We start from the raw sequence: 11,982 nt of genomic DNA, 5'->3' as shown, positions 1-11,982 counted from the left end.
ACTCCGGCTGTCCAGTACCGATCCAGAACCGATCCAGCCGCTAGGGCTCGGGCACCGCCGGGATCCGGAACTCGAAGATGGCGCCGCCCTCGTCGGCGTTGTAGACCTTCAGGTCGCCTCCGTGGGACAGCGCGACCCAGCGGACGATCGACAGTCCCAGCCCTGATGACCCACCACCGCTGCTGAACCGCTCGAAGAGGTCCTCGCCGATCGTCGGGTCGACGCCCGGCCCCTGGTCGGCCACCGTCACCCGGCCGTCGGCGACCGTCACGGTGACGATCGCCTGGTCGGCGCCCGGCGCCCGGCCGTGCCGCATGGCGTTGTCGAGAAGGTTGCCGATGGCCCGTTGTAGCAGGACGGGATCGGCCCGGACCTTCGTCGGCGCGGTGACCACCGAGATGCGGGCCGCCCCGGCCGGGGTGTCCTCGACGACACCGGCCACCAGCTGGTCGAGCCAGACCGGCTGCATGGTCAGCTGCTCGACACCGGCCGCCAGCCGGGCTCGTACGAGCAGGCCGTCGATGATGTCGCCCATTCGCCCGGCCAGCCGGACGGTACGAGGCAGCAGCTCGGCGCGTTGGGCCGGATCCTGGGCGGCGGTCTCTGCCAAGGCGCGCAGGGCCGCTACCGGCGTACGGAGGTCGTGGGCGGTCTCGGCGAGTAGAACTTCCTGTTGCTCGAGAGCCGCCATCGCGGGCCGGATCGCCCGGCCGGAGAGCCAGTAGCCGGCGACTGCAGCAGCGCCGAGCAGGAAGGCGCAGCTCAACAGGACAACGAGAACCAGCTGATTGTGCTCGCTGTTCTGCCGCTTGAGATCCGTCCAGGCCAGTACTGCGCCCGCGTACTTGTTGCCTCCGGCAGCGAGGAAGGGCTCGGCCAGCACCCGGACCTGGTCGCCGTTGCTGGCCGTGCTGTTGACCACCCGGCGCTGGCCGCTCGACACCGCGTCGGTGGCGATCGCGGTGAGCTCGGCGTCGTCCATCGGCGCGCACTTCTTGCGGCTCTCGATCTTGGCGAACGGCGTCGCCCCACCGGCCAGTACGACGAACTGCGGGCAGTCGTTGGCCAGGGTGTCGCCGTTCACCCGGTCGGCGTTGATGGCGCCGGTGTCGGTGAGCAGCCGCAGGACCGGCGCGGTGACCACCCGCAGACTGTTGTCGGTGGCATCGATACGGCGGTCGGTGTCGAGGATGATCACCAGCGGGGCCAGCACGACCAGGCCGATCGAGTTCATCACGGTGAAGATCGCGGTCAGCCGCCAGCGCAGCCGCCGGAGCCGCTCGACGGACGGGCCCCTCATCCGGCACCACCGGCAGTGGTCAGCCGGTAGCCGCGACCGCGGACCGCCTCGATCAGTTCGGGCTGGCGCAGCTTGTTGCGGAGCCGGCGAATGGTCACGTCGACGACATTCGACATCGGGTCGGCCGCGGCGTCCCAGCAGTGCTCGATCAGCGCTGCCCGCGAGACCGCCTGCTCCGGCCGGACCATCAGGTACTCCAGCACGGAGAACTCCTTCGCAGTAAGGGTCAGCAGGACGCCGGCCCGGCGGACCTCCCGGCGGCCGGTGTCCACCTCGACGTCGGCGTACCGGAGTACCGGCGGGCGGCCGGTCCCGGCGCGGCGGCACAGGCTGAGCACGCGGGCGGTCAACTCGGCCACCGCGAACGGTTTGACCAGGTAGTCGTCACCGCCGTGCTCGAACCCGTCGACGCGGTCGGCCAGGCTGTCGCGGGCGGTCAGGAACAGCACCGGGACCGCCCAGCCCTCCTGCCGCCGACTGCGAATGTAGACGATCGAATCGCCGTCCGGAAGCATCCGGTCGAAGACCACACAGTCGTACGAATTCACCCACAACGCCTCGTCGGCCGCCGCGATGTCGCCGACACTGTCGACCGCGAGCGCGGCTGATCGCAGGCCGGCGGAAACCGCGATCCGCAGGTCCTCGTCGTCCTCTACCACCAATACCCGCACGCTGGGTCCTCTGTGTCATCGAAATGTCATCGTCGACACGGATCGTATGTGTCATGAACGGTCACTCAGCGCACACTCCGGCCCGGATCGCGTTCCGGGTGCTGGGCCCGCTCGAGGTCGACGGACCCGACGGGACCCCGATCGACGTCTGCGGCGGCAAGCCCGCCACCATGCTGACGCTGCTCCTGCTGCACCGGAACGCCTGGGTCAGCACCGACCAGCTGATCGATGCGGTCTGGTCCGGTAGCGAGCCGCCGGCGTCGGCGCAGCGCAACCTGAAGACCTACGTCTGGCAGCTGCGCCGGGCGCTTCCGGACGAGCGGATCGAGAGCCGTCCAGGCGCGTACCGGGTCAGCGTGCTGCCCGGTGAGCTGGACGCCGACGTCGCGGCCGCGCTGTCCGACGAGGCCCGGCGGCTGCTCACCGACAACGCCGCTGGCGAGGCTGCCGCTGTGGTGGATCGCGCTCTCACCCTGTGGCGCGGTTGCCCGTACGACGGCCTGACCGCCGACGCATCGACCGCGGTCGACCGGCTGACCGAGCTGCACCGCTCGTTGCGCGAAGACCTGGCCGACGCCAACCTCGCCCTGGGCCGCCCTGCCGACGCGATCGCGCTGCTCCGCGCGCTGACCGACGAAGAGCCGCTGCGCGAACACGCGTGGACCAAGCTGATGTCCACGCTCCGCGCCACCGGCCGCCGGCACGACGCGCTCGCGGCGTACCAGCGGGTCCGCACCACCTTGGTCCGCGAGCTCGGCATCGAGCCCGGCGCCGAACTGACCATGCTCCACCAGGAGATCCTCAACGAGGAAGCCCCTGCTCCGGCGGCTGCGGAGCCCGCCACAGCTCCAGCCACGGTCATCCAGTCCGACCTCCCCCCGCGGATCGCGGGCTTCGTCGGCCGGGCGGCTGAACTCGCCGCGATCCGCGGCTTGGCCGCGACCACTGGCGTTGCTGTGGTGACTGTCGACGGAATGCCGGGGATCGGCAAGACCGCCTTCGCCCTTGAAGCCGCCGCGACGGTCGGGCTGGAACGACAGCTCTCCCTGGATTTGCGCGCGAGCAGCGGCGAGCAGCTGACCACCTCCGAAGCTCTGGGCCGGTTGATCCGGCGGGTCGGCTTCAGCGGTCCGTTGCCCGTAGCAACTGATGAGCTGGCGACGCTGTGGCGTCAGATCGCGCCTCGGGTCCTGCTGCTGCTCGATGACGTGCTGGACGTGGCTCAGGTCCGAGAATTGTTGCCCAATGCACCTGGTTCGCTGGTGCTGTCGACCAGCAGGAATCGGCTGGCCGGTCTGGATCGCGACCTGGCGATCAGTCTGCAGCCGTTGACCGATCGGGAGACCGACGGGCTGGCGGACGAGGAGATTCTGCGCTGGTGCGGCGGGCACCCGGGAGCGATCCGGGAGCTGACCGATCGGGTGCGTGACCGGCAGCCGTGGACCGCGGCCCGCTTGCTGGGCCGGTTGGACGATCGGGCCGCGCGGGCTCGCGAGTTGGCTGCGACCCTCGCCCGGTTCGACACGACGTACGACGGTCTGCCGGCGCCGGTGCGCCGGTTGTACCGGTTGCTGAGTCTGACCCCTCAGTTCGACGTACGCCGGGCCGCTCGACTGCTCGATGCCGACCAGCTGGAGGTGGAGCCGATGCTCGACGAACTGCTTGACCGGCACCTCATCTCCGAGCCGGCGCCTGGCCGCTTCGCCCTACACCCCGTGGTCCGCGACCACGCGGCCTTCGCGTCCGACGACGAGCTGGTGGCCATCTCGCCCAAGAACCCGAGGGTCGCATGAGGCCCCCGGCCGCGGCGGCCCCCGCACCCGGGCAGGAGGTCGGGTACGCGCCCGCGCCGGCCGCAGTACCAACGGCCACTGCAGTCGGTACTCCGCTCGCCCGCGCCGCAGTACTACGGCAACGCTCCGCGCCACCGGTGGCAGCACCGGCAGCTGCTCCAGTCGCTGCGGCTCAGCTCTCGTACTTGGTGAACCCGCCCGTGACGCAGGAACCCACGGTCGACCCGGTAGAGCTCCCCGAGCGAGCGATCCGAGTGGGACAGATCGTCTGCTGGCAGATCGCCCTGGTGGCGGTCGGCGCAGCTACAGCCGGCTCCCGGCTGGTACTGATCCTCACGGCGCTGGCAGCCGTCTCCTTGATTCTCCTGACCGCAGTACGCATCCGTGGGCTCTGGCTGTATCGCTGGGCCGGCATCCTGCTCGGCTTCCTCTTCCGTCATCGCCGGCTCGACCTGGCCGGCGACCCGGCGATGAACCTGGTCAGCGTGTTCTGCGGCCGCACCTCGGCTCAGGAGCTGACCGTCCGGGAGCAGCCGTACGGCGTACTCAGCAGGCCTGCAGGGTCCAGTGTGGCGCTCCGAGTCGGCTCCGACGCGCAGCACCAGCTACTGCCGCGCTTGAGCTCCTTGGCCGACTCCGCTGACGAGCAGCCAGTCGGTGTGTCGGTGCAGCTCGTCGTCCACACCGGCACCAAGCAGAGTCAGCCCCAGCGCGCTTGGGTCGCAGTGGCGGCCTCCCGAACCCCGGACATCGCCACGGACGAGCAGCTCAGCCAGGTGCTGGCCAACACAGTCCGCCGGCTGGTACGCCGGTTCGACCGGGAGCAGATCGACTGCATGCCGCTCGACGAGTCCGACCTGCTGGCGTCGATCGGCGCACTGGCGCACGCCAACGCCGGCCGGGGGCAGATCCGCGAACGCTGGACGACCTGGGCCGCCGGACCTGTCCTGCAAGTCTGCATCCGGCTCAACGGCTTCGCCCAACTGCCCCGGCCCACTGCCCAGGCACTGGTCGACACGCTGCTCGGCACCGGCACCGGATGCGCGCAGACCTTGGCCGTCACCGTCACGGCACCCGCCGAGACCCACGAACCCGCGCTCCACGACGCCGTACTCCGCATCGCCGCCGCCCACGCGGCGACGCTCGACACAGCCATCACCGTCCTGACCACGCTGGCCCGCTCGTTCGGAGTGGAGCCGGAACGCCTCGACGGGCGGCACACCACCGGTGTCGCCGCCACGCTACCTCTGGGGGTCCCCTTCTCATGACTGTCACTCTGCTGAGCCGTCCCACCGGCTTCCACCAGGTCCCCGCCCAGGACGGCATCGCCGGACTGCTGGCCGACGCCCAGGACTCGGTGATCGCGATGAGCACCCTGACCCCGAGCGGCCCGGCCTTCGGCCCGCGTGACGTGCGCCCGGGCATCCGGTACCGCGCGATCTACCCCGACACGGCCCGTACCGCGCCGACGCTGTGCCGGCACCTCGGGGCGATGTCCCTGGCGGGTGTAGCCGTCCGTACCGTCCCGCTGGTGCCGATGAACGCGCTGATCATCGACAACTCGATCGCGGTCCTCCCGGCCGACACGGCCAACGGCAGCGTCGCAGTACTGCGCCTGCACAGCGTGGTGACCACTGCGACGGAGCTGTTCGAGCGGGTCTGGCCCGACGCCGTACCGCTGGCCGACTGCGACATCCCGGTCGGCACCGATCTCTCGCTGCGCGAGCAGGAGATGCTGCGGCTGCTGGCGCTGGGGGCGACCGACGAATTCGCTGCCGCCCAGTTGGGGATCTCGGTCCGGACGGTGCGCCGGATGGTCGCGCAGATCATGAACCGGCTGGGTGCGCGCAGTCGCTTCCAGGCCGGCGTCAAGGCCGCCGACCGTGGCTGGCTGCTCGACCGGGCGAGCTGATGCCTGGTCCGTTGCCGCCCGGCCCACTGAGGACCGGCCGGGTGCTCACGGTCGCCGCTGATCGGCCCGGTGCTTACCCGACGATCGGCGCCGCGCTGCTGGATGCGCCGGACGGGGCTGCCGTCGCGATCGCGGCCGGCACGTACGCCGAGACGCTCGAGCTCAACGGCCGGTCGATCACGTTGCAGGCCGAGGCGGGGGCGACCGTAGTACTGGATGGTGAGGGAGCCGAGTGGCCGACGTTGCGGGCCGTCGACGGCGAGCTGACGCTGCGCGGGCTCGACGTACGGGCTGGTGACAGCCTCGCGGTGTCGGTCGACCGAACCGTGCTGACCATCGAGCAGTGCACGGTCCGCAGCCGGACCCGGCCGGCGATCTCGGTGCACGCGAGCAACGCCTTCACCATTGACCGGTGCACGGTCCGCGGCGCGGAGACCGGCATCGTGGTCGAGGGCGCGAGCGGGCGGATCCTCGACACCGAGGTCTCCGAGATCTCCGGTGACGGGATAGTCGTTGCCTTGGGCTCCGATCCGCTGATCCGCGGCTGCACGATCAGCTCGTGCGGCGGGCGTGGTGTCTACGTGTACCAGTACAGCCGCCCCGAGCTGACCGACACGGAGATCTCGTCCACCGGCGCCGAGGGGGTCGGGGTCGCGCACGGCAGTACGCCGATCGTCCGGCGGGTGAGCGTCCATGACACCCGCGGGTCGGCGTTCACCTTCTCGCCCGGCTGCGGCGGAACCCTCGAAGGCTGCCGCAGCGACAACACCGGCCAGCCGGCGATGGCGATCGCGGCCGGCGCGACGGTCGAGGTGATCGAACGCGCCGCGGCCCGCCCGGCCGAGGTCGGCGGCCCGCTGGACGATCTGCTCGGCGACCTGGACGAGATGGTCGGTCTGCCCGGGGTGAAGTCCGAGGTGCACGCGCTGGTCGACGAGATCCAGGTCAACGAGTGGCGGCGTACGGCTGGGCTGAGCATCGGCGGTGTGAGCCACCACCTGATCTTCGCGGGCGCGCCCGGTACCGGTAAGACGACGGTGGCGCGCCTCTACGGCAAACTCCTGAAGGCGTTGGGCGTGCTCCCGCACGGCAGCTTCACCGAGGTCTCGCGCCGGGACCTGGTCGGGCAGTACATCGGCCACACCGCGGAGAAGACCGCGCAGGTCTTCGAGAAGTCACTCGGCGGCGTGCTGTTCATCGACGAGGCCTACACGCTGTCCCGCTCGGCCGGCTCAGGCGGCGACTTCGGGCAGGAGGCGATCGACGCCCTGGTCAAACTGATGGAGGACCACCGCGACGACATCGCCATCATCGTGGCCGGCTACACCGGCGAGATGAACGACTTCCTGGACGCCAACCCCGGCCTGGCCTCCCGCTTCTCCAAGACGATCGACTTCGAGAACTACTCCGCCGAAGAACTCCTGCTGATCACCACCCGCATGGTCACCTCAGGCGACTACCTCCTCGACCCGGCGGCAGCCCCGTCCCTGACCGCCTACTTCGACCGCACAGCCACTGGCGCCAACTTCGGCAACGCCCGAGAAGCCCGCCGCCTGGTCGAAGCCATCCGCAAGGCCCAGTCCCAGCGCCTGCGCAAACTAGGCCGCCTGCCCACCACCGACGAACTACGCCACCTCTCCCCCGAAGACGTCACCGCAGCCACCAGCTGACACGTCCCACTCACAACCTCTGTCAGCGGCCCTTGGGCGCCCGGGGGCCGGCGTTGCTCCCGGGCGGGCTCCCTGTGGTCAGCTGGGGACTTTGGTGTCCTTGGCTGAGCGGTGGTCTCGGGGGCGGCGGTCGGCTAGTGATGAGTCAGAGGAGCGTGGGGCCGGGCAGACCGGGCCGCGGCGGATCGGGCCGCCACCTAGCCTCCTGCTCTTCCACTGCTTCTCTTCGTAGTCGTAGTAGGTGTCAACGCCTCCGACAGTCATAGGTGTCCTCCCGGTCGTCCCCCCGGTTACGGCCCCTGCTGACCTTCTCTACAGTCCGTCACCGACCGGGGCGAATACAAGCGATTCTTGAACTACCTACGCCATTCGGACACGGAAAATTGTTTCAGTTCGCGTAAATGCCGACGGTATGTCCTGCCAAACGCACACCGTCCGTGACGATCGCGGCGTCACCGAAGGCCATCACCTGGTACCCCGGTACGTCGGTCAGCGGGACGGTCACCTCGGTGTCGTCGAGGTTCACGATCACCCGCAACGACCCCCGCCGGACGGCCAGCCAGGAGTCGGCGTACGTGACGTCCACAGAGGTCAGGTCGCCGCTGCGCAGGTCGTCGGTGCGGGCCCGCAGGGCGAGCAGGTCGCGGTACCAGCGGAGCAGCTCGGCATGCGGCGCGGCGTCGACCTCGGTCCAGTCGAGCACCGAGCTGCGCCAGGTCTCCGGGTCCTGCGGGTCGGGGATCTCCTCCGCGTCCCACCCGTACGACGCGAACTCCCGTCGCCGCCCGGCCCGGACCGCCTCGGCCAGGTCAGGCTCGGTGTGGTCGGTGAAGTAGCGCCACGGCGTCGAGGCGCCCCACTCCTCACCCATGAACAGCATCGGCGTGTACGGCGAACTGAGCACCAGCGCCGCCCCGATCGCCAACTGGCCAGGCGTCAACGCCGGCCGGTCACCGAGCGCGCGGTTGCCGACCTGATCGTGGTTCGAGGTGTAGGCGAGGAACTCCCAGCCGCTGTGCCGGTCCCGATCCACCGGCCGCCCCCAGTCCTTCCCGCGGAAGGTCGAGTACGAGCCGTCGTGCAGGAACACCTGGGTCAGGGTCTTGGCGAAGACGGCCGGGTCGCCGAAGTCCACGTAGTACCCGGCTCGCTCGCCGGTCAGCAAAGTGTGCAGCGCATGGTGGAAGTCGTCGCTCCACTGCGCGGTCATCCCGAGCCCGCCCTCGGCCACCGGCTCGACCATGCGCGGGTCGTTGAGGTCCGACTCGGCCACCAACCCCAGCGGCCGGCCTACCTCGGCAGACAAAGCGGCAGTCTCCGAAGCGAGCTGTGCCAGCAAATGCTGCGGGCTGTCGTCAACCAGCGCATGGACCGCATCCAACCGCAACGCGTCGAGGTGGAACTCTCCGAACCACCGCAACGCGTTGTCGCAGATCCACCGCCGAACCTCAGCCGACCCCTCGTCGTCCAGGTTGACCGCCGGACCCCACGGCGTCGTGTGCTTCGTCGTGAAATAAGGCCCGAACGAATCCAGGTAGTTCCCGCTCGGCCCAAGGTGGTTGTAGACCACGTCGAGACACACGGCCAGCCCGACCGCGTGACAGCGATCCACAAACCGCTGCAGCTCGGCGGGTCCGCCGTACGGCTCGTGCACCGCGTAGAGGTCGACACCGTCGTACCCCCAGCCGTGCCGCCCGGGGAAGGCCGCCACCGGCATCAGCGAGACGACCTCAACCCCCAACGCCACAAGGTAATCCAGGTGCCCGGCAGCTGCCTCCAGCGTCCCCTCGGGCGTGAACGTCCCCAGGTGAAGCTCGTAGAAGACAGCACCCCGTACGTCGCGCCCAGCCCAGCCTGCATCGGCCCACTCAAAGGCAGAAGCGTCGAAGACCCGGCTGGGTCCATGGACCCCGTCCGGCTGCCAGGGGCTCCGCGGGTCGGGCATCGGGTCGCTGCCGTCGACAGAGAAGGCATAGGACGTCCCATGCCCGGCCGAAGCCACCTCCAGCGACCACCACCCACCGTCGCCCTTCTCCATCTCCAGCGACTCATCCAGAACGAGCGAAACAGTAGATGCAGCAGGGGCCCAGACAGTGAAGGTGTGCAACCCATCAGCTCCTAGTGAGTAGTGCCACTGGCAGTTCGTCCAGCAGGTCATGGATCCGAGCCGCTCCACTACCCACCGAGCGACCGGTCAACACGTCCTTCCAGTCCCCCTCGGGCAGTACGACGGTGCTGTCGCCCCAGCCACCCAAGCGGTACAGAGCGACCGGCAACCGGGTCGCGATCGTCACCACCGAGTCACCCCGGCCGAAGGCGACCGCATGTCCACTGGACGTCGGCAGCGGCTTGTAGCTCCCGACGAAGGCCTCCGGGTTCTGTCGACGCAGCCGCAGCGCCTTCGACGTCACCAGCAGCTTCTCCTCCGCCAAACCGCGCGGCCGGGCACCCGCATCCAGATGCGCCAACCGCTCGATCCGCTGCCCGTAGTCGACCGGCCGACGGTTGTCGGGGTCCACCAGCGACAGGTCTACCAGCTCGGTGCCCTGGTAGACGTCAGGGACACCGGGCATCGTCAGCTGCACCAGCTTCTGCCCGAGCGTCGCCGCCCGGATGTACTGCGCTTGCCCATCGGCAAACTCGCCGATCGCAGCCAGCACGGCCTGATCCCCGAGCACGCCACTGATGAACGACGCCACCAGCTCCTCGTAGTCGGAGTCCGCCGAGGTCCACGTCGTACGCCGCTTGGCCTCCCGCACCGACTTCAGCAGATAGGCCTGCAACCGGTCCTCGGCGATCGGCCCGTTGTCCCAGGTCCCGAAGAGCGTCTGCCAGACCAGGTACTCCGCGGAGCCGTCCAGCTCCGAGTCGCGGTGCTGCTCGGCCATCGAGCGCCACGACCGAACAGCCGCGGTCCAAGCCGCCGGCTGCTCCGACAACACCCCGAGCCGGGCCCGAACGTCCTCGGACCGCTTGGTGTCATGCGTGGACAGCGTGGTCATCGTCCGCGGCCAGCGATCGTTCAGCCGGGCCGAGAACGCGTGGAACTCCTCCGGCGAGACCCCGAAGTGCTCCGGGTCCCCACCGACCTCGTTCAGCGACGTGAGCCGGAACCAGCGGTAGAAGGCGGTGTCCTCGATCCCCTTCGCCATCACCGGCCCACACGTCTGCTGGAACCGCACGATCAGCTCTTGCCGTGCGTGCTCGTCGATCCGGCTCGCAGTACCGGCCTCGCGGCCGAGCAGGAGGTCACGGACCAGCTCCAGCGTCTCCTGCTGGTCCTCGTCCAGGTTGCGCCGAGCCTTCTCGGTCGCGTGCTCCAGCGCCCGGACAGCAGTCGGGTCAGGCTGCTCCCCCGGTACTACGTACGCCCGGTACCGGTCGAAGTTCACCAGCAGCTCGACAACCACCAGGTGGAAGGCTCGGCGGGTGTGGTCGCGCAGCCGCACGTCGTCCTGGCAGATGCGAGCCAGTAGCTCCACGAGACGGTGCACCTCGGCGTACTGGCCGTGCTTGACCACCTCACGCTTCGCCTGCTCCACCACGGGCGCGAAGTCGGCCGGCTCGCCGGTGAGCTCCGAGTGGAAAGCAGACAGCGGCGCTGCGCCGGCCGGGTCGACGAAGAGCCCACCGACCCGCAGGAGTGCGTCGTACCCGGTGGTGCCCGCGCAGGGCCAGTCGCTCGGCAGCTCCTCGTCGCCTTCGAGGATCTTCTCGACCACCACCCACGCGCCGCCCGTGCGCTCGGCCAGGCGACGCAGGTAGCCCCGCGGGTCGGCCAGGCCGTCCGGGTGATCGATCCGGAAGCCGTTGAGCTTCCCCTCGTGCAGCAGAGAGAACAGCAGCTCGTGGGTCGCCTCGAAGACCTCCTGGTTCTCCACTCGAACAGCAGCCAGGGTGTCGACGTCGAAGAAACGCCGGTAGTTCAGCTCCTCGTCGGCGACCCGCCAATGCGCCAGGCGGTACCACTGCTCGGTCACCAGCTCGGCAATCGGCAGGTTCTCGGTGCCGGGACGCAGTGGGAACTCGTGGTCGTAGTACCGGAGTACGTCGCCGTCGACCGACAGCTCCCCGTCGGCGAGCACCTTGCCGATCCGCTGGCCGAGCACCGCCATCAACAGCGGCTGGTTGCCCGAGCCCCAGTCGACATCGAACCACTCCGCGTACGGCGAGCCGGGGCCGTCGCGTAGTACCGACCAGAGGGCGGCGTTGAGCCGTGCGGGCGTCGGCACCGCCACATGATTCGGTACTACGTCCGCGATCGCCCCCATCCGGTGGTCGGCCAGCCGAGTCGACAGCCGGTCGAACGCAGGACGCCCACCGGCCGGCTCGGACAACCTGCTGTGATCGACCACGTCGTACCCGTGCATGGAACCGGGTGCGGCCTGCAGGATCGGTGACAGGTAGACGTGCGAGATCCCGAGGCCGTGCAGGTAGGTGACGACCTCCGCCGCCGCGTCGAAGCCGAAGTCGGCATGGACCTGCAGCCGATAGGTAGCCTGCGGGATCGCCGTCACTGTGCTGCCTGTCGCGGCCTGGTCAGGACGAACATGCCGTGGGCTTCGACCCGGACGGTGCTGCCGGCCGGGTGCTCGTCCTCGTTGACCCGGCCGGTCGGGCGGATGGTGTCCACCAC

8 protein-coding genes are annotated in these 11,982 nt (G+C 69.6%); 4 read left to right on the top strand and 4 right to left on the bottom strand.

Going from position 1 to position 11,982, the window contains the following annotated elements; translation table 11 throughout:
• Positions 1-40: 40 nt before the first annotated feature.
• Positions 41-1,300 (bottom strand): HAMP domain-containing sensor histidine kinase, encoded by a 1,260-nt coding sequence (locus AB0P21_RS36935; protein WP_363703338.1) that lies wholly within the window; start codon positions 1,298-1,300, stop codon positions 41-43.
• The gene (locus AB0P21_RS36930; protein WP_363703336.1) at positions 1,297-1,971 is read right to left on the bottom strand and encodes a response regulator transcription factor; all 675 of its coding nucleotides are present in this window, start codon (positions 1,969-1,971) and stop codon (positions 1,297-1,299) included. Before AB0P21_RS36930 ends, AB0P21_RS36935 begins: the two co-directional genes overlap by 4 nt.
• A 53-nt stretch (positions 1,972-2,024) precedes the next feature.
• On the opposite strand from AB0P21_RS36930, the gene AB0P21_RS36925 reads away from it, so the two are divergent.
• Genes AB0P21_RS36925 through AB0P21_RS36910 form a run of 4 tightly spaced genes read left to right on the top strand, consistent with a single transcriptional unit; the run spans position 2,025 to position 7,346 of the window.
• Positions 2,025-3,764: an AfsR/SARP family transcriptional regulator gene (locus tag AB0P21_RS36925; protein WP_363703334.1), complete on the top strand. Its 1,740-nt coding sequence runs from the start codon at positions 2,025-2,027 to the stop codon at positions 3,762-3,764.
• The gene (locus AB0P21_RS36920) at positions 3,761-5,032 is read left to right on the top strand and encodes a type VII secretion protein EccE (protein ID WP_363703332.1); all 1,272 of its coding nucleotides are present in this window, start codon (positions 3,761-3,763) and stop codon (positions 5,030-5,032) included. The genes AB0P21_RS36925 and AB0P21_RS36920 overlap by 4 nt, the downstream gene beginning before the upstream one ends.
• The gene (locus AB0P21_RS36915) at positions 5,029-5,676 is read left to right on the top strand and encodes a helix-turn-helix transcriptional regulator (protein ID WP_363703330.1); all 648 of its coding nucleotides are present in this window, start codon (positions 5,029-5,031) and stop codon (positions 5,674-5,676) included. The genes AB0P21_RS36920 and AB0P21_RS36915 overlap by 4 nt, the downstream gene beginning before the upstream one ends.
• Positions 5,676-7,346 carry a right-handed parallel beta-helix repeat-containing protein gene (locus AB0P21_RS36910; protein ID WP_363703328.1) on the top strand — a complete coding sequence of 557 codons (1,671 nt, stop codon included), beginning with the start codon at positions 5,676-5,678 and terminating at the stop codon, positions 7,344-7,346. The genes AB0P21_RS36915 and AB0P21_RS36910 overlap by 1 nt, the downstream gene beginning before the upstream one ends.
• Positions 7,347-7,734: 388 nt before the next feature.
• On the opposite strand, the gene treZ is transcribed toward AB0P21_RS36910, so the two are convergent.
• Together treZ and treY are read right to left on the bottom strand one after the other, a co-directional pair.
• Positions 7,735-9,453: a malto-oligosyltrehalose trehalohydrolase gene (treZ, locus tag AB0P21_RS36905; RefSeq protein WP_363703326.1), complete on the bottom strand. Its 1,719-nt coding sequence runs from the start codon at positions 9,451-9,453 to the stop codon at positions 7,735-7,737.
• 4 nt (positions 9,454-9,457) lie between these two features.
• Positions 9,458-11,863, bottom strand: coding sequence for a malto-oligosyltrehalose synthase (treY, locus tag AB0P21_RS36900; protein ID WP_363703324.1), 2,406 nt, complete (start codon positions 11,861-11,863; stop codon positions 9,458-9,460).
• Between the last annotated feature and the right edge of the window lie 119 nt (positions 11,864-11,982).

Source organism: Kribbella sp. NPDC056861, assembly GCF_040687575.1.
GTDB lineage: Bacteria > Actinomycetota > Actinomycetes > Propionibacteriales > Kribbellaceae > Kribbella.
Note: the sequence above shows the minus strand (reverse complement) of the source record. Positions and strands in the feature narration are given on the sequence as shown.

Coding starts and splice junctions, on each gene's coding strand:
- AB0P21_RS36935 (WP_363703338.1), bottom strand. CDS start 1,300: ATGAGGGGCCCGTCCGTCGAGCGGCTCCGGCGGCTGCGCTGGCGGCTG.
- AB0P21_RS36925 (WP_363703334.1), top strand. CDS start 2,025: ATGAACGGTCACTCAGCGCACACTCCGGCCCGGATCGCGTTCCGGGTG.
- AB0P21_RS36920 (WP_363703332.1), top strand. CDS start 3,761: ATGAGGCCCCCGGCCGCGGCGGCCCCCGCACCCGGGCAGGAGGTCGGG.
- AB0P21_RS36915 (WP_363703330.1), top strand. CDS start 5,029: ATGACTGTCACTCTGCTGAGCCGTCCCACCGGCTTCCACCAGGTCCCC.
- AB0P21_RS36910 (WP_363703328.1), top strand. CDS start 5,676: ATGCCTGGTCCGTTGCCGCCCGGCCCACTGAGGACCGGCCGGGTGCTC.